Annotated in this window: 18 protein-coding genes and 1 tRNA gene; 5 read left to right on the top strand and 14 right to left on the bottom strand. The window is 65.4% G+C overall.

Going from position 1 to position 16131, the window contains the following annotated elements; all coding sequences use genetic code 11:
• Nucleotides 1–183 precede the first annotated feature (183 nt).
• From E2481_RS08300 to E2481_RS08285, 4 genes are all read right to left on the bottom strand, one after another.
• A complete protein-coding gene (locus tag E2481_RS08300; RefSeq protein WP_136716667.1) occupies nt 184–1038 on the bottom strand; it encodes a methyltransferase domain-containing protein in 855 nt (284 codons plus the stop codon).
• Between the two features lie 294 nt (nt 1039–1332).
• Nucleotides 1333–2634, bottom strand: a complete 1302-nt coding sequence (locus E2481_RS08295; protein WP_136716666.1) for an RNB domain-containing ribonuclease — start codon at nt 2632–2634, stop codon at nt 1333–1335.
• A 50-nt stretch (nt 2635–2684) separates the two neighbouring features.
• Nucleotides 2685–2981 carry a DUF7562 family protein gene (locus E2481_RS08290; protein WP_136716665.1) on the bottom strand — a complete coding sequence of 99 codons (297 nt, stop codon included), beginning with the start codon at nt 2979–2981 and terminating at the stop codon, nt 2685–2687.
• 69 nt (nt 2982–3050) lie between these two features.
• Entirely contained in the window at nt 3051–3251 is a 201-nt protein-coding gene (locus E2481_RS08285; protein ID WP_136716664.1) for a hypothetical protein, read from the bottom strand.
• A 226-nt stretch (nt 3252–3477) separates the two neighbouring features.
• Between E2481_RS08285 and E2481_RS08280 the strand changes: the two genes are divergently transcribed.
• Entirely contained in the window at nt 3478–3957 is a 480-nt protein-coding gene (locus E2481_RS08280; protein ID WP_136716663.1) for an RNA-binding protein, read from the top strand.
• Between the two features lie 124 nt (nt 3958–4081).
• Nucleotides 4082–4435, top strand: a complete 354-nt coding sequence (locus tag E2481_RS08275) for a cell division protein SepF (protein WP_136716662.1) — start codon at nt 4082–4084, stop codon at nt 4433–4435.
• Nucleotides 4436–4476: 41 nt separating this feature from the next.
• On the opposite strand, the gene E2481_RS08270 is transcribed toward E2481_RS08275, so the two are convergent.
• Genes E2481_RS08270 through E2481_RS08260 form a run of 3 tightly spaced genes read right to left on the bottom strand, consistent with a single transcriptional unit; the run spans nt 4477 to nt 6867 of the window.
• A complete protein-coding gene (locus E2481_RS08270) occupies nt 4477–4893 on the bottom strand; it encodes a DUF6114 domain-containing protein (RefSeq protein ID WP_136716661.1) in 417 nt (138 codons plus the stop codon).
• A 44-nt stretch (nt 4894–4937) separates the two neighbouring features.
• Nucleotides 4938–6209 carry a hypothetical protein gene (locus E2481_RS08265; protein WP_136716660.1) on the bottom strand — a complete coding sequence of 424 codons (1272 nt, stop codon included), beginning with the start codon at nt 6207–6209 and terminating at the stop codon, nt 4938–4940.
• Nucleotides 6199–6867, bottom strand: coding sequence for a hypothetical protein (locus tag E2481_RS08260; protein ID WP_136716659.1), 669 nt, complete (start codon nt 6865–6867; stop codon nt 6199–6201). Before E2481_RS08260 ends, E2481_RS08265 begins: the two co-directional genes overlap by 11 nt.
• A 374-nt stretch (nt 6868–7241) precedes the next feature.
• Here E2481_RS08260 and E2481_RS08255 point away from each other — a divergent pair, with 374 nt between their 5' ends.
• The 3 genes from E2481_RS08255 to E2481_RS08245 all read left to right on the top strand — a co-directional run bounded on the left by E2481_RS08255 (nt 7242) and on the right by E2481_RS08245 (nt 9683).
• Nucleotides 7242–8174 carry an ABC transporter ATP-binding protein gene (locus tag E2481_RS08255; RefSeq protein WP_136716658.1) on the top strand — a complete coding sequence of 311 codons (933 nt, stop codon included), beginning with the start codon at nt 7242–7244 and terminating at the stop codon, nt 8172–8174.
• Nucleotides 8175–8260: 86 nt separating this feature from the next.
• Nucleotides 8261–9022, top strand: a complete 762-nt coding sequence (locus E2481_RS08250; protein WP_136716861.1) for an ABC transporter permease — start codon at nt 8261–8263, stop codon at nt 9020–9022.
• Nucleotides 9023–9371: 349 nt separating this feature from the next.
• Nucleotides 9372–9683, top strand: a complete 312-nt coding sequence (locus E2481_RS08245; RefSeq protein ID WP_136716657.1) for an ASCH domain-containing protein — start codon at nt 9372–9374, stop codon at nt 9681–9683.
• A 4-nt stretch (nt 9684–9687) separates the two neighbouring features.
• Here the strand turns inward: E2481_RS08245 and E2481_RS08240 are convergent, their stop codons facing one another.
• The 7 genes from E2481_RS08240 to E2481_RS08210 form a co-directional block, all read right to left on the bottom strand.
• The gene (locus tag E2481_RS08240) at nt 9688–11133 is read right to left on the bottom strand and encodes a cytochrome P450 (protein ID WP_136716656.1); all 1446 of its coding nucleotides are present in this window, start codon (nt 11131–11133) and stop codon (nt 9688–9690) included.
• A 72-nt stretch (nt 11134–11205) separates the two neighbouring features.
• Nucleotides 11206–12072: a hypothetical protein gene (locus E2481_RS08235; protein WP_136716655.1), complete on the bottom strand. Its 867-nt coding sequence runs from the start codon at nt 12070–12072 to the stop codon at nt 11206–11208.
• A 559-nt stretch (nt 12073–12631) separates the two neighbouring features.
• Nucleotides 12632–12703 (bottom strand) — tRNA-Ala (locus tag E2481_RS08230).
• A 132-nt stretch (nt 12704–12835) separates the two neighbouring features.
• Nucleotides 12836–13144 (bottom strand): 30S ribosomal protein S10, encoded by a 309-nt coding sequence (gene rpsJ / locus E2481_RS08225; protein WP_136716654.1) that lies wholly within the window; start codon nt 13142–13144, stop codon nt 12836–12838.
• Between the two features lie 3 nt (nt 13145–13147).
• Complete coding sequence (tuf, locus tag E2481_RS08220; RefSeq protein ID WP_136716653.1) at nt 13148–14416, bottom strand: translation elongation factor EF-1 subunit alpha; 1269 nt, start codon at nt 14414–14416, stop codon at nt 13148–13150.
• Nucleotides 14417–14599: 183 nt separating this feature from the next.
• The gene (locus tag E2481_RS08215; RefSeq protein ID WP_136716652.1) at nt 14600–15553 is read right to left on the bottom strand and encodes a homoserine dehydrogenase; all 954 of its coding nucleotides are present in this window, start codon (nt 15551–15553) and stop codon (nt 14600–14602) included.
• Entirely contained in the window at nt 15550–16083 is a 534-nt protein-coding gene (locus tag E2481_RS08210; RefSeq protein WP_136716651.1) for an amino acid-binding protein, read from the bottom strand. The genes E2481_RS08215 and E2481_RS08210 overlap by 4 nt, the downstream gene beginning before the upstream one ends.
• Nucleotides 16084–16131: the final 48 nt, after the last annotated feature.

Genomic DNA, 16131 nt, shown 5'->3' with positions numbered 1-16131 from the left:
GGTAGGGTGGTGATCACGGATGGTTTGGTTCCGCCCTGCCGGGGGCGGTACACTGCCGGTCGTCTCGGGAGACGACCGCCAGTACAGTATCCGGCTTTCGTGCCGTTCACATGCGTTTCTGAAAGTATCGACCGGGCGAGAGCGACTGGCAAAAACGACGGCGACGACCGTTCGTCTCCCGAGTCAGCGCTCCGCGGCGACGACCCCGTACGTCCAGAGTCCGGCCGACAGCGTCTCGTACTGATACCGCGCCGCTTTGCGGTTTTTCGCCTGGGTCTCGGTTCGCAGTCCCGTCTTCAGCATCACCTTCTCGATGGGCGCGGCCAGCCGGCTGACCCAGTAGAGCCGCTTCGAGGAGGGCATGACGTTCTCGGTCGCGTCCTCGAACCGGACGTTCTCGAAGCCGTGCTCGGTGAGCCCCTCGCGGAAGGCCTCGGCGGTCGCGAGGTTCGGCACCGCCCACCCGTCGAGCCAGTGGTCCATCGACTCCCGTTCGTACGGCGTCATCGCCTCGACGGCGCGGAACCCGTCCGAGCAGACGAGCCGACCTCCGTCGTCGAGCAGTCGCGCGGCCTCCGCGATGAACTCCCCTTTGTCCTCGGCGTGACAGATGGCCTCGATACCCCAGATCACGTCGAAGGAATCGTCGGGGAACGCGGTGTTCGTGAAGTCCTGTCGGGAGAAGGAGACGCGGTCGGCGACGCCGCGCTCGGCCGCGAGGTCCCGGGCTTTCTCCAACTGCATCGGAACGAGGTCGATGCCCTCGACGGTCGCGCCGCGGTGGTCGCCGAGCCAGACCGAACTCCCGCCGACGCCACAGCCGCAGTCGAGGACGCGGTCGTCGGCCCCGATGTCGACCGCGTCCGCCAGCACGCGGTTCATGTTCTCGACGGCCGCGCCGTGGGTCGAGTGGTCCTCGTCGTGATAGCCGGCGTGGAGCCCGTGGCTGACCGGCAGTTGCCAGACGAGCTGGTAATCGATGTGACTCTCGGTGTAGTACTCCGTAATCGCCTCCGTGTCCATCCCTTGAACCCCCATACTGTTATCTACAACACGTACTGGCAATGTAAACAACTTCCGGACGGGAGTAAAAAACTCCTCAGCGGGGAAAACGGCGGAACGCGTGTGACGGACTGCGGTCCCCCTACTCGTCGGTGGACTCCTGGACGCCGCCGGTCAATCGTCGTCGACGACATCGCGAGACTGGTCTCGCGAGCAGTCGACTCGGCTAGGCCTCGTCGACGACACCGATAGACTCCGTCTATCGAGCGATCGAGTCCTACTCGGACTCTCCGTCGACGAGATCGCGGTTCGGACCGTCGTCCTCGCCGGTCACTCGTCGTCGACGACCTCGATCCCGCGGTTGTTCACCGCGGAGGGGTCCAGACCGACTTCGTTGAGGAAGGTCTTGTACTCGCGTTCGCACTGTTCGGCGTCCTTCTGTTTCTCGGAGGCGTGGTCACAGAGGTCCGCGAGCTCGGCGGGCACGTCGTCGGTGTAGACGATCCAGTGGTTGACCAGATCGGAGAGTCGGCGGATGGGGCTGGTGAAGTGGCCGTAGATCTCGAAGTTCAGCGCGTGGTGGCCGCCGAAGGGATCGGACATGTACTTCGCCCGGGGCATTACCTTCATCACGGCGCGCTGGATCTGGTGGAGCTGCCGGTCCGGGGCGTCCTCCAGCGTCTCGTTGACGGCGATGCGCGGGTCGTCGGCGGTCGCCGAGACGGAGACGCCGTCCAAGTCCTGGATCTCCTGGAGGGCCTCGTTCCACTGGTCGGGCGTGGGCTGTGGGTGGACCCGGTACATCGCTTCGAGGCCGCGGGACCACTGGAGCTCGTGCGTGACGGCCTTGTTGGCCTTGAGCATGCACTCCTCGATGATGGTGTGTGCGCGGTCCCGGGCGGGGTTGAGGACGAGCGACCCGTCTTCCTTGCGCTGTTCGTGGAGGCGGTCGGCCAGTTCCCAGACCTGCTCGCACTTCCTTGCGAGATCGACGTCGGCGTCCTCCAGCAGGTCGTCGGCGCTGTCGGGGTCGTCGAGCAGTCGCTCGGCCTGCGAGTAGGTCAGCCGGGCGTCGCTGCGGACGACCGACTTGTAGATCTCGATGGTCTCGTAGGAGAGCGTCTCCGGGTCGAGGTGCATCTCGACGGTGTGGGCGAGTCGGTCCTCGTGTGGGACCAGCGAGCAGACGGTTTCCGCGAGGGTCGGCGGCAGCATGTGGATGGTGTAGCCGGGCAGGTAGACGGTGTTGGCGCGGTCGAGCGCCTCGGCCCACATCTCGCTGTCGGGGTGGACGTAGTGGGTCACGTCGGCGATGTGGACCCAGAGGACGATCTCGTCGTCGCGGACGTCGATGGAGATGGCGTCGTCGAAGTCCTGGGCGTCGACCGGGTCGGTCGTCCAGGTGGTCATCCCCCGGAGGTCCGTCCGGTCGTCGATTTCGCCTTCGATCTCTTCCTGGACGTTTTCGGTCCGTTCGGCAGCTTCGTCGAGTACAGCCTGTGGGAACTCGTCGCGGATGTCGAGCTTCTCGAACAGTTCCTCGCGCTTGTTGGCGAGGTGGCGGGCCATCTCCTCGTCGATCTCGACGGGGCCCTGGCCCTCCGCAGTCCCGGCTTCGGCCTGGTCGCTCATGCCAGCGGGTACGGTCACCCCACAATTAGGCCTGTCGACCGGACTGCCGGTCAGGATTCGGGCGGCGAGTCACGTCGGTCGGAGACGAGTTCGTGATACTTGGCGAGAAAGGCGTCCCGGTCGCGTTCGCCGGCGCTGCTCTCGATGAGTAACGACTCCAGTCCCTGGCGGGGCTGATGACAGAGGCCCCGATGACACCCCTTACAGAGGAACTCGAACTCCTTGTCCTCGCGCTCCCAGCGGTCGCCGTGTTTGTCGTACTCGCGGGCGTCACTGCGGGCGATGGAACTCCCACAGGCGATACAGGTGACCTGCGAACCGTCCCGGGTTCGCCGGGAACCCCACATACCCAGGCGTTCGCGTGGCGACTACTTAGCCCTTTTCGAGTCGCCAGTGAACTGCCCCTGCGGCGCGACTCAGCACACGTCCGAAAGCGAGACGGCGTGGTCGCGGTCGACGGTAAGCCAGGCCGTATACAGGCTGTCCGCTTCGTCCGTCGAAAAGATCGTTACCTCCGACGGGTCGTCCCAGTCGTCGTACATGCACTCCAACTCGAACGACGGTAGCTGGTCGAACGGAACCTCCACGTCCTGCGCTGACCGATCTACGACACTCATTCCTGACTCACCTTGATTGTGCGGACACCCGGCCGACGGCCCGCCCTACCGCTAACCGACGACTCGACTCGTACCTCGACCGTTCGCGACGACCTGGGTGTCATCCAGTTTCATCTCCGAGAGTTCAAAACAAAAGGATTTGGTACATGGTATCATGCATGATATCGGGGTCGATCACGCGACGCGGAGCGGTCGATTTATGCGGCGAGCGGGCGCATGGTCGGGTATGCAGGTCAAGTCCCGACACCATCTTCGGGCGGACGCCGTGTCCGAGCTGGAGACGGCGCTCGCTGAGCAACTCGGCGTCGATATGGACGCCGACACCTACGAGAAAGTCGAACTCGACGGTTCCGAGTTCGATATCGTCCTGGTCGACGACGAACCGGCGGTCGTCTATATCAATGGAGCACCATTCCTGACGGTTCGCGGGGCGAACGACTACCCGCCCGAACGCCGCATCGTCACCGTCGACGCCGGGGCCATCTCCTTCGTCAGCGACGGGGCGGACGTGATGCGCCCCGGCATCACCGAGGCGACCGACGACATCGCCGAGGGTGACCTGGTCGCCATCGCCGAGGAGAACCACGGGAAGGTACTGGCCATCGGACGCGCTCGTACCAGCGGCGACGACATGGCCGGCGAGGAGGGCAAGGTCGTCGACTCCATCCACCACGTCGGCGACGAACTGTACGAGTTCTCCGTCTAGAACTCCCGACCGGCAGCCCAGTCTCCACCCGACCGACACTCACGCGGTTCGCTCCCCCTTCGTGTATGCACAGTTATATATGTCTGACGAAAAACCTATACTTTTCCCGGACCGTCCGATGGGTATGGGCTTCATGAACAAACTCATCGGGGACGCCGGAGCGTCACGGCGAACGGACGACTACGTGGACCTCGATGGGGTCAACGCGCCGGAACCGGAAGCGGATACCCAGGTACACATCGCTCGGATCAACGAGAAACAGGACATCATCGACATCAAAGACACCGTCTACGCCGGTGACATCGTCATCGCGGACATCACGCGTCACACGACGCAGGACCGCACGATGGAGCAGATCACCGACGAACTCCAGCAGGTCGCCCGCGGTGTCGGCGGCGACATCGTCCAGAAAGACGAAGACCAGATCATCATCACGCCCCGCGGTGTCAAGGTCAGCCGCGAGAAACTCGGCCGGTAACGGCGCCCGCCGACCCGGTGACTCGCGAAGCCACTTTTTGGTTACTCAGTACCTGCCAGCGGCAGCGACTCCCCGGACGGTCGCCAGGCGAAACAGAGGATTCCGCCGGCGCTGGCGACGAACATCCCGACGAGCAGGCCGCCGAACGCGACGACGAACGAGGCCGTCGCCAGGATCAGTCCGGCCAGACCGATCACCGTCGAGTGTTCGGGTCGCAGCAACGCGGCGACGCCCAGGAAGACGATCAGCGCGCCGACGATTACCCCCAGGCTGACGACTGACTGGTGCTGGAGCATGCTCGCCTGCAGCAGGAACTGTACCGAGGGCCAGGCGATGACGAGCCCGCCGACGATGAGCGCCAGTCCGCCGTAGAACGGCCGCGCCGCTCGCCACTCCGCGAAGGTGATCGTCTCCTCCGTCGAACTCCCTGTCGTTCCGGGGGTGTCGGCATCAGTCACGGTTCCATCTCCACGCTCGGTGGCCGCAAGCGAAGGCACCTTCATCAATCCGTAATCGTCCCCTCCAGACAGTTCGACGGCGGGTCAGTGGGATCGGCGTCGGCGACGGGCCGGTCGCGCTTGCCCGGCCTGACCTTCAGTTTGAAGTTCGTCAGCGTCGTCTGGGTGCTGCCCAGTTGGTGCGCGAGTAGCGTCGCGTCCTTACCCCCGGTCAGCGTCGGGTCCGAGTCGATCCCGAACCGGATGTCGTTGATGCTGCCTTGCCCGGACTCGTTCTGCGGGGTGCAGGTCCAGTAATTGACGTTGTCGACTTTGATCCCGGGGTCCTCGATGAGCGGGATGTCGACGAGGTTCAGCCGGGCTTCGTTGTTCTCGGCGCGGTACTCGGAGATGTACACCGACACCGCTCGGGGGTCCTCGCCGTCGTCGGTCTCGGCGATGGCCTGCGTCGCCGAGAGTTCGACGTGCTCGAACTTGTCCTGATCGGGATTGTAGAAGTTCTTGAAGATGAGGAAGTCGTCGATGAGCACCTTCTTTCCCAGCGCGCTGTCGAGTTGCTGGCGTGCGACCCGGTCGATGGAGCCCGACGCCCGCTCGCTCGAATCGACGGTGGCGTCCAGACACGGCTCGTCCTCGCCCAGCGTGATCAGCGGGTCCTTGGGTTTCGGGCAGCTGGCCTGATAGCTGTAAAAGCCCGCGGCGAGCGTCCCCTGATCGAGGACCAGCCCGCCGAGTGCGCCCTGCTGTTGGGGCACCTTCTCCTGGGCCGTCACGGCCGGGGCACCGTTTAACGCCAGCAGGACCACCAGCCCGACGACCAGCAGCGACCGACCGTGGCTGAACACATCATCGATCCGACCGAACTCGACGGTCGGGCCACCGGCTCGCCAGCCGACACAGAGCACGCCACCGATGCCCGCGACGAGCAACGCGGACACGACCAGTTGCGGATACTCGATCGGCGTCGGTGCGTACATCATCCCGACGACGTCCAGGAGGACGATACTCCCCCCGACCAGTCCGGCGACGGTCGAGTAGTCCGGACGGCCGAGCGCGAACAGCGCGACGACGACAGCGAATACGGGCGCTGCCACGCCAGCAACCCCTGCCAGCGTGACGGTACCCCCGGGAACGCTCGCCAGCAGGCTCACCGCCTGCCAGGCGAGCACCGAACTGCCGAGCGCGAGCAGGGCCGCCCCCGCTGCCGGTCGCGTCGCGATCCACTCGCTGAATCGGCTGCGGACTGGCCGCCCAGCGCGCTCGTCCGTGTCCGTTCCGTCGTGCCCGGTCGGAGTCGTGTCGTCGTTACGTGCCATACTCGTAGGTTCCGTCGCCGTCGGGGTCGTACTGCACGCGCAGGTCGAGGTTCGACAGCGTGACCTGATCGGCAGTCAGACTCGACATCTCGATTCGCGTGTTGTACAACTGGAAGCCGGGCTCCTCGCTCTTTTTCACCGCACCCGGCGTACTTCCGCCCACCTCCATCTCGTCGTCCGTGTTGGGCGCCTCCTCGGGGTTCGGGCCCGCGTAGGAGTAGAACTGGTCGAACCGCGACTCCTCGTTTCGCTCGTCGAGGACGAACCCGCGCCAGCGCGCCGTACTCGCCGTGAGGTCGTTCGTCCTGAACGTCACGCCCTGTAGCGTGGCCGTATCGCTCTGTATCAGTAACCTGATCTGCCCGTTGAGGCCGGGTACGGTGCTCACGTCCAGCGTCTTCATCAGCTTCAGGTACTCGGCGTAACTCTTCGTGACCTCGAACTTCGCCGCGGGCACACCCGTCGTCTCAGTCGTCGACGCCGTCGATACCGATTCCTCCGCACCCAGGTAATTCGCCTCGACGACGAATCCTCCGGACGGAGACAACGGTGCCGAGACAGCGAGCCCCACCCCGGAACTCATCACCAGTAGCCCAACGAGCGCCCACAGCGTGAGTAACACGCCAACGCCGCTGGCTAATCGTTTGTTGTCGTACATGCTTCGGTCCTCATGGACCTGGCGCGAGTCCCACCGACCGTCGACCGGTCGCCGGCGCCGACCCGCCGGGCACAGTGGTGGCGTCCACTGGTAGATACCCGGCTACCGTTCTTCGATACAGGTCGCCGCGACGATCTGTCGTCCGTCCCCCCGGTAGTCAGCTCGGTCACGGTCACCCACAGACCGGTCGGAGCCGACTCGCGTTCGGTCTCTTGGTCCTGTCATTGATACCAACTCATATCAATGTTCCGACCGCGAAGGAAAGTTCGAATGCGGGAAGTTCTTGAATTAGTTGCATCAGCAGCCCGAAACCAACTGGGTCAATCGGTATGGAGTTCGTACGGCTTAACCGCTCGCGGCCACTGCGGTTGGACATGTCGCCCGCTATCCGGGCCCGCGATCTCGTGAAGGATTACGACGACGTTCGAGCCCTGGACGGGCTCGACCTGACCGTCGAATCCGGCGAGTTCTTCGGCCTGCTCGGGCCGAACGGTGCCGGCAAGACGACGTTCATCAACGTCCTCGTCGGCCTGGTCCACAGCACCGGCGGTGACGTGTCCGTGTTCGGCCACGACGTCGAACGCGAGTACCAGCAGGCCCGCGACGCCATCGGCCTGGCCCCCCAGGAGTTCAACGTCGACCGATTCTTCCCCATCAAGGAAGTCCTCGAACATAAGGCGGGCTATCACGGCATCCCTCACGACGAAGCCAGCCGGCGCGCCGAGGAGGCGCTCAAGACTGTCGGGATCTACGAGAAACGCGACACCCGCTTCGACTGGCTCTCGGGCGGGATGAAACGCCGGTTCGTGCTCGCACGCGCGCTCGTCTCGAACCCGGACCTGCTCATCCTGGACGAACCGACGGCGGGCGTCGACGTCGAACTCCGGCGGGACCTCTGGGACCTCATCACCGATCTGAACGACGACGGGACGACCATCCTGCTGACGACCCACTACATCGAGGAGGCCGAACGGCTCTGTGACCGGGTCGCCATCATGGACGAGGGCCGCAAAGTCGAGGTCGCCAGCCCCGACGAACTGATGAACCGCGGCACCGACCGGGTCACCATCGGGTTCCGGAACCCGCCGACGAGCGCGCCGTCCCTCGACATTCCGGACGTACGGGACAGCGAACTCACGGACGGCCGACTCGTCGTCACCGCCGCCCGCGGGACGGCCATCATTCCCGACGTGTTACGCGAGCTGGAGTCGCAGGGCTACGAGGTGAGCGACCTCGACATCAAGCGCGCCTCGCTCGAAGAGGTGTTCGTCGACATGACCCGCAAGGAGAGTGCCATCGAAGTGTGAGCCGGGACACTGGCGACTCCCTTCCGGGGAACGGTGCGAACGCCCACGGACCCGACAGCGACGCCGACCGCGGATTCCTCGACCGTCTGTTCCCCACGGGGTTCCGGACGCTGTTCCGACGTGAAGTCCTGCGGTTCGTCCGCCGGCCGCGCAACACGTTCCTGCCGCCGGCCATCACGAACGTCCTCTATTTTTCGGTGTTCGGCGTCATCCTCGGCGGCCGTATCGACCAGATCGCCGGCTTCTCCTACATCGTCTTCATCCTGCCCGGCCTCATCGTGCTGGGTGCGATCTCGAACTCCTTCGAGAACGCCTCCTTCTCGATCTTCCACGGCCGCTGGAACGAGTACATCCACGAGATACTGACCTCGCCGCTGCCCTATACGTCGATGGTGCTAGCTTACATCCTCTCGTCGGCACTCCGGGGCGTGCTGGTCGGCATCATCATCGGTATCGTGGGCCTCGGATTCACCTCGGTCAGCGTCGCCCAACCGGTGTATCTGGTGGCGTTCATGCTCGTCATCTGCCTGCTGTTCGCCGGCTTCGGCGTCATCGGCGGCCTCTGGGCGCGTGACTTCGATTACCTGACCGTGATGAACCAGTTCATCGTCCGGCCGCTGACGTTCTTCGGCGGCGTCTTCTACTCGCTGGACATCCTGCCGCCGCTGTACCGGACCCTGTCGCTGCTCAATCCGATGGTGTACATGGTCAACGGCGTCCGCTATGGCTTCCTCGGGTACTCCGACGTCGACCCCAACGCCTCGCTGGTCGTTCTCTCGGGACTGACCCTAGCTGTCGTCCTCGTCGACATCGCGCTGTTCAAGCGAGGGTACGGACTGGTCGACTGACTCCCGATCGCATTGTGATACGCACGCGCAGGACGGACCCATGAGTACGGTGCCGGGCATCGACTGTCGGAACCCGACCCCGCTTCCGTCGCACGCTCTTTGGGAATCTATCTCACACCCACATCGAGTCGTGAGGGCTTTGTACCCCTGGTAGGAACTCCCTACTGTCACGGGGCGGCAACGGAACCACCCCACATTCCCCCACCCACACTGACGTCTCGTGACACTATCTGGCTCTTCACTCGGGCCGGTTACCACACCACCTCTCTCTTTCGACGACGCCGGGCAGTTACTGCTTCCTCGTCTGCCACGGGCAACTGTTTTGGACGCGTGGGCCCGAGTTGTCGGCATGAGTGAGATCGATCCGGACACGCTGCTCCCGAGCGGGCGCATGCGCGAGCAGGCACTCGACGGCGACGTGACCCAGATACACCGCGGACAGCAGTACGCGGACGTCGGCGATACCTTCACTATCGAGGGGACGACCTTCGAGGTCGTCGACGTGAGCGAGCGGACGCTCGGCGACATGACCGACGACGACGCACGAGCGGAGGGGGCCAGGGACCTGGACCACTACAAGCAGATCCTCGAACGCGCCCACGACAACTTCGAGTGGGACGACGACAGCGAGATCATTCGCCACCGGTTCGAGCCGCAGTGAGATCTCAGCGTTCGGTGACGAGGAACTCCTCGCCCTCGGGCATTCGCGTCGTGATCTGAGGGTCGACGGGCGGTTCGCCGTCCTCGTTTTCCCCGAGCCAGTAAAGATCGTACTCCCGGCCGATCGTGGCCAGGACGAGCTGTGCCTCTAGCAGCGCGAACTCGCGTCCGATACAGATCCGTGGGCCACCGCCAAAGGGTGCGTAAGCGAAATCCGGGAGTTCGCCCCGGAGGTCGCCGTCCCAGCGCGAGGGGCGGAACGTCTCCGGGTCGTCGAAGAACCGTTCGTCGCGCTGGATCTCTCGAATCGCGAGGTTGACGACTTCGTCTTCGGGGATCCGGTAGCCGTCGAACGCGACGTCGGTGGTCGTCTCCCGCGGGAGCATGTAGACGGGCGGGAACAGCCGGAGCGTCTCGGTCACGACCCGCTCGGTCACGTCGAGGGCCGCCACGTCGTCGACCGTCGGCGGGCCGTCGAGCGCATCGACCTCCGCGTGAAACCGCTCGCGCACGTCAGGGTTGTTGGCCAGCGCCCAGAACGCGAACGTCAGCGTCGTCGCGGAGGTGTCGTGGCCGGCGAAGATGATCGTCACCATCTGGTCGCGGAGCCGTTCGTCCGAGAGCATCGCACTGTCGGTCACGCCAGCCTCCCGAAGCCCGACCAGCAGCGAGAGGAGGTCGTCGGCCTCCGTGGGGTCCGTCGGCGTGTCCCCGCTTCGCTCCGCGAGCAACCGATCCGCTTCCGCTCGAATCCGTTTTTTCCCTCGTTTGAATCGCCAGCGGGCCGGCGTGGGCAACCACTGGGGCAGGACGTACGAGGTCGGCCGGAACCACTCGTTCAGCGATTCCGCAGCCTCCCGAATCCGCTCGTCGCCGTCGAGTTCGAGTTCGCGACCGAGGACCGTCGCGAACAGCACGTCCAGCGCCATGTCCCTGAACGCCTGCTGGAGCACGAGCTGCTCACCGTCCTGCCATCGCTGTGTGCGACGCCGGATCTGGTCGACCATCCCGTCGGCGTAGCCCATCACGCTCTCGCGAGTGAACAGCGGCTGGAGGACGTCGCGTTGTTGTTGCCATTCGTCGCCCTCGACCGTGAGGAGTCCCTCGCCGAAGGCAATGCGGAAGTCCTCGCTCTTGCGGAACTTCTCGCGCTCGGTCAGCAGCACCCGTTTCACGTGATCCGGGTGGCCGAGCCCGTAGATATCGCCCTGGCTGGGCATCCGGACTCGGATCACGTCCTGCCGTTCGGCGGCGCGTTCGATGAACCCGAAGGGGTCGCGCATCTGGCGCAGGAAGTGCAACTGCGGCGGTCCGAGGTTCGGCGGATACGGCGGCAGCGGCAGCTCTTCGACGTTCCGTCTCCGCTCCCGCTCACTGCTCTCTCCGCCGCCGACATCAACCGTCGCCGTCCCGTCACCGTCTCCGGTCCGCTGCCCGGAATCCGAAACCATAGGTTCCCAGTTGTACTGCGAGGAAAATAAGCCTCGGGGCGCGGCCAACTGGCCGTCGCTCCTCGGAACTGCTCAGTCGGTCGCGCTGTCGTAGTTGGCTCCGTCGTTGCCCCGCCAGGTCGTCGGGTCGTACAGCCGACTCACCTCGCCGCCCTGCTGGCGGATGGCCACCGCAGTCGCGAAGAGGAACGCGGCCGCGAGGACGCGCCCGACCATGACGAGACTGGTCGCCACGACATCGCTTCCGAGGCCGTAGAAACTGGCCTGTTCGGCCACGACGACGACTGCGAACGCGACGAGCGCCGGCGTGAACTGTCTCGTGACTGCGGCGATACTGGTCCCTTCCTGGGCGCGAACGGTCGCGACCGCGTAAGCGAGCGTGTACGCCACCGCCCCGGCGAGCCCGACCGTTTCGACGGCTCCGACCACGACCGAGGGGCCGAACAGGTACGCGGCCCACCAGGTGACGACGAACCCCGCGAGCACGCTCGGCAACACCCAGTTCGGGAGTTCACGCTTCGTTACCAGTCCGTGGCCGCCGGTCGCCGTCCGATACATCGCCCGGACGCCGACAGCGGCGAACAGGAAGAAAAACAGCGTGGCTCCCAACCGGAACGTGCGCGCGCCGGCCACGAGGTCCGCGTTCGTCCCGACCGTCTCGACGAGCCCCGACACCGCGTAGACCGCCGCCGCACCGACGCCGACTGCGAGATATCGCCAGCGCTCCTGGTACGGTTTGGCCAGCACCTGATTCCGGTACTGGAAGAGGTAGACTAGCAACACGGCCGTCGCGGCCAACACCGCACCGAACCCGAGGCCCCGCACCAGCGCCAGCGTCGCCGCCGACTCCGAGGCCCCGCTCGTTGCCAGTGGCCCGACCCCTCGGGGGAGTCCTCCGGACGACACGAACCCGACCTGAGACAGAAGCGTCGCTCCCATTGTACCCGAACCTACCCCCCGACGATACTTGGGTTGGGAGCGGATTCCCAGCCGATGAGAAACCGGCGCATCGGCGTGGTAGGAAGTCCGTCACCCTGGCCGTGGGTGGTTCCGGGTCGCAGCGCCCGAGTTTCCTCGCCGTGTCCGTGAGTGAGCAACTAGGCCGATCGACGAGTGAGGACGCGGGGAACAGATCAGATCGCCGTGCTGCGAGCGCGGTTCACCGAGTGCCAGCAAAGCGAGCACTCGGCACTTTTTCGCCCACGTTTTTACGATGAGAGGTTGCGCGCCGGCGGCGCGCAACCCGACGAAATAAAAAGGTGGAGTGGACTCGCCGGAAGACTCGCTCCGCTCGTCTTCCGAGCCCTCGCTCGCAAACTCGCGAGGACGCGGGGATTCGAACCCCGCTCGAACATACTGACGGTGCGACTTACACTATCGAGCACACGCTACGCGGTGCTCGTCGGATTGTTCGTCGCAAAATGTGATGGACTCGCGGGGGTCCCGCGAGTGCAGCGAGTGGGACCTCGCGAGGGAACGACCGAGTGAAACGAGGGAGTGGACTCGCGGGGATTTGAACCCCGGGCCTCTTCCTTGCGAAGGAAGCGATCTACCGCTGATCTACGAGCCCGCACGACTCGGTTGTGTATCGACGCCGTTATACTTTCCGTTCGGTCCTCGAAAGCGCGCGCGATAGCCCCGCGCGTGAGACCGTGGGTCCGCCGCTGGACCCACTTGTAACCCGTCGGCCGTCCGACGGTGATCAGTCCTCGAGGACGATCTCGATGGAGACGTCGTTGGGCACCTGGATGCGCATCAGCTGGCGCAGCGCCCGTTCGTCGGCGTCGATGTCGATGAGCCGCTTGTGAACGCGCATCTCCCAGTGTTCCCACGTGGCGGTCCCCTCACCGTCGGGGGACTTCCGGGCGGGAACTTCCAGCGTCTTCGTCGGGAGCGGCACCGGGCCGCTCAGTTTGACGCCTGTCTTGTCCGCGATCTCGCGGACGTCGCCGCAGATGTCGTCTAGGTCCTCGGGACTCGTGCCTGCGAGCCTGACGCGAGCCTGCTGCATGCGTTAGTTAGGCTCCTCGACGCTCAGGACCTTCCCGGCGGCGATGGTCTGGCCCATGTCGCGGATGGCGAAGGAACCGAGTTCCTCGATCTCCGAGGACGGCTCGATGCTGAGTGGCTTCTGCGGGCGCACGGTGACGACCGCAGCGTCGCCGGACTGGATGAAGTCCGGGTTCTCCTCTGCCGTCTCGCCGGTCGATGGGTCGATCTTCTTGTCGATGGACTCGACCGTACAGGCGACCTGTGCGGTGTGTGCGTGGAAGACCGGCGTGTAGCCCGCGGTGATGACCGAGGGGTGCTGCATCACGACGATCTGGGCCTGGAACGTCTCGGCGACGCTCGGCGGGTCGTCGGCGGGACCACAGACGTCACCGCGGCGGATGTCGTCCTTGCCGACGCCACGGACGTTGAACCCGACGTTGTCACCGGGCTCTGCCTTGGGCACCTCTTCGTGGTGCATCTCGATGGTCTTGACCTCGCCAGCGATGTCCGAGGGCTGGAACGAGACGTTGTCGCCCGTGTTCAGGATACCGGTCTCGACACGTCCGACCGGGACGGTCCCGATACCGGAAATCGTGTAGACGTCCTGAATCGGCAGGCGCAGGTCGGCGTCCGTCGGCGGCGACGGCTCCGGCAGGTCGTTGAGTGCCTCCAGGAGGATCTCGTCGTCGTACCAGTCCATGTTGTCCGAGCGGTCGGCGACGTTGTCGCCCTCGAACGCCGAGATCGGGATGAAACTCGCGTCGTCCGTCGGGAACTGGACCTGCTTGAGGAGCTGTTTGACCTCTTCGACGGTCTCCTTGTAGTCTCCCTCGGCGTAGTCGACGAGGTCCATCTTGTTGACGCCGATGATGAGCTCGTCGATACCCAGCGTGCGCGCCAGGAAGACGTGCTCGCGGGTCTGCGGCTGGACGCCGTCGTCGGCGGCGACCACGAGCACGGCGTTGTCGGCCTGGCTCGCGCCCGTGATCATGTTCTTCACGAAGTCGCGGTGACCGGGACAGTCGACGATGGTGAAGTCGTAGGTGTCCGTGCTGAACTCCTGGTGGGCGATGTCGATGGTGACACCACGCTCTCGCTCCTCGGCGAGGTTGTCCATCACGTAGGCGAACTCGAAGCCGCCCTTGCCCTTCTCTTCTGCTTCTTCCTTGTGCTGTTCGATGACGTGCTCGGGTACGCTCCCCGTCTCGTAGAGGAGTCGCCCGACCAGCGTACTCTTTCCGTGGTCAACGTGGCCGATGATGGCCAAGTTCTGGTGACGTGTATCGCTCATTGGTTTATCTCACGCGCAGAGGCGCTATATCGGAGTCTTTTGGTTGAGGCAGTTAAAACGATTTCGATAGGCCGTCGGCACCGTCCCGTCGCCGTCTGGCGTTTTGGCACACCGTCACATGGATTCGGGGCGAGTGGTCCAAGAGCGGACCGCAAACGAGCGTCGAAGAGCGGGGCGTGAACGCTACAGGTCGGGCAGTCGTCCCACGTCCGAGAGGACGGCCGTCGCGGTCTCGGGACCGCCCGCACCGCGGCCGCTCAGGTTCAGCCGTCCGGCGTTTTCCGTCTCGAGCTGGACGATGTTCGTCGTCCCGCCGACCGCCAGGTCGCCCTGCTCGGGGACGAGCCGCGGACCGACCCGGACCGCATCGCCGGTGATCTCGCCGACGAGTCGAATCGTCCGCCCGTCCTCGTGTGCGAGGTCCAGCGCGCTGCCCGGCACGTCGGTGATGCCCTCGACCTCGGCGTCGTCGAGGTGGTACGTCCGCTCGCCTTCTGCGAGGACGTTCGCGAGGATGACACACTTCAGCGCCGCGTCGATGCCCTCGACGTCGAAGGTCGGGTCGGCCTCGGCGACGCCCATGTCCTGGGCCTCCGCGAGGACGTGCTCGTAGCCCAGTCCCTCGGCGGCCATCCGCGTGAGGATGAAGTTGGCCGTCCCGTTGAGGATGCCTCGGGCCGCGTTGATGTGGCCCGGCCCGTAGTCCTCGACCGTCGAGAGGACCGGAATCGCGCCCGCGACGGTCGCCTCGAACCGGACGGACCCCTCACTGGCCGCTTCCAGTTCTCGGAGTTCATCGTAGCGCTCAGCGACCGGCCCCTTGTTCGCCAACACTGCGTGGCGGTCCCGTTCGAGCGCCGTCCGGACGTGGCCAAAGCCCGGCTGGGCGTCCTCTAGCGTGGTTGGCGTCGCCTCGACGAGCACGTCGTACGCCCCGTCGAGTGCGGCGTCGGGCGCGGCGGTCCCGACCTGTCCCTCCTCGTGCTTCCGGTCGAGTGCGGCCGCCACGTCGATCCCGTCCGGGTCGGCGACGGCACTCGACGAGTCCGCGAGCGCGGTGACGGTGTGGCCGTACTCGCCCGCGAGTTCCGCGACCGAGCGGCCCACGTCGCCGGCACCGAGGACGGCGACTCTCATGCCTCACCTCCCGCAGCGAGCGGTTCGATGGCACGCAGGTCCTTTTCGGCTGCGACCTCGCGAACGGAGTCGAGCACGGCGTCGGCTTCCCCGCTCTGGATGGCCAACCGGAGGCGAGCGCTCGATCCGTTCTCGGTTCCCTCGGGGGCCGACAGCGACACGTCGGTCACGGAGGCGTCGGTCCCCTCCTGAATCCGCGAGAGCGTGTTCGAGAGGTCGGTCTGGACCAGGTCCCCCACGAGCAGGACCGTCACTTCCTCGCTGTAGCGCTCCGCGCCGGCCTGGATGACGTTGACGCCGGCGTCTCGGAGGGCCTCGACGATGGTGTCGAACCGCTCGGGCGTCGCTTCCAGGTCGACCTCGACGGGAATGTGGCCCCGCGGCGTCAGGTTCCCCCGCTCGTGGAAGATCGAGAGGAGGTTGCCCCCGTTGTCGGCGATTGGGTGGAGCGCCCGCAGCAGTTCGCCCGGCTCGTCGACCAGTTCCAGCCGAATCGTGTAGGCGTGGACCTCGTCGCGCCCCTCGCTCATGACGGACGCACCTCCCCGCTGTCGATGCCAGCCCGCCGGGCTGACGGG

The sequence above is a fragment of the Halorientalis salina genome (assembly GCF_005049285.1).
In the GTDB taxonomy this organism is placed as follows: domain Archaea; phylum Halobacteriota; class Halobacteria; order Halobacteriales; family Haloarculaceae; genus Halorientalis; species Halorientalis salina.
The sequence above is the reverse complement of the archived record's forward strand: the minus strand, read 5'-3'. Positions and strand labels throughout refer to the sequence as shown.

Excerpts from the sequence above, each read along its gene's own strand:
- E2481_RS08300 (WP_136716667.1), bottom strand. The coding sequence starts at position 1,038 with ATGGGGGTTCAAGGGATGGACACGGAGGCGATTACGGAGTACTACACC.
- E2481_RS08295 (WP_136716666.1), bottom strand. The coding sequence starts at position 2,634 with ATGAGCGACCAGGCCGAAGCCGGGACTGCGGAGGGCCAGGGCCCCGTC.
- E2481_RS08290 (WP_136716665.1), bottom strand. The coding sequence starts at position 2,981 with ATGTGGGGTTCCCGGCGAACCCGGGACGGTTCGCAGGTCACCTGTATC.
- E2481_RS08285 (WP_136716664.1), bottom strand. The coding sequence starts at position 3,251 with ATGAGTGTCGTAGATCGGTCAGCGCAGGACGTGGAGGTTCCGTTCGAC.
- E2481_RS08280 (WP_136716663.1), top strand. The coding sequence starts at position 3,478 with ATGCAGGTCAAGTCCCGACACCATCTTCGGGCGGACGCCGTGTCCGAG.
- E2481_RS08275 (WP_136716662.1), top strand. The coding sequence starts at position 4,082 with ATGGGCTTCATGAACAAACTCATCGGGGACGCCGGAGCGTCACGGCGA.
- E2481_RS08265 (WP_136716660.1), bottom strand. The coding sequence starts at position 6,209 with ATGGCACGTAACGACGACACGACTCCGACCGGGCACGACGGAACGGAC.
- E2481_RS08260 (WP_136716659.1), bottom strand. The coding sequence starts at position 6,867 with ATGTACGACAACAAACGATTAGCCAGCGGCGTTGGCGTGTTACTCACG.
- E2481_RS08255 (WP_136716658.1), top strand. The coding sequence starts at position 7,242 with ATGTCGCCCGCTATCCGGGCCCGCGATCTCGTGAAGGATTACGACGAC.
- E2481_RS08245 (WP_136716657.1), top strand. The coding sequence starts at position 9,372 with ATGAGTGAGATCGATCCGGACACGCTGCTCCCGAGCGGGCGCATGCGC.
- E2481_RS08240 (WP_136716656.1), bottom strand. The coding sequence starts at position 11,133 with ATGGTTTCGGATTCCGGGCAGCGGACCGGAGACGGTGACGGGACGGCG.
- E2481_RS08235 (WP_136716655.1), bottom strand. The coding sequence starts at position 12,072 with ATGGGAGCGACGCTTCTGTCTCAGGTCGGGTTCGTGTCGTCCGGAGGA.
- rpsJ (WP_136716654.1), bottom strand. The coding sequence starts at position 13,144 with ATGCAGCAGGCTCGCGTCAGGCTCGCAGGCACGAGTCCCGAGGACCTA.
- tuf (WP_136716653.1), bottom strand. The coding sequence starts at position 14,416 with ATGAGCGATACACGTCACCAGAACTTGGCCATCATCGGCCACGTTGAC.
- E2481_RS08215 (WP_136716652.1), bottom strand. The coding sequence starts at position 15,553 with ATGAGAGTCGCCGTCCTCGGTGCCGGCGACGTGGGCCGCTCGGTCGCG.
- E2481_RS08210 (WP_136716651.1), bottom strand. The coding sequence starts at position 16,083 with ATGAGCGAGGGGCGCGACGAGGTCCACGCCTACACGATTCGGCTGGAA.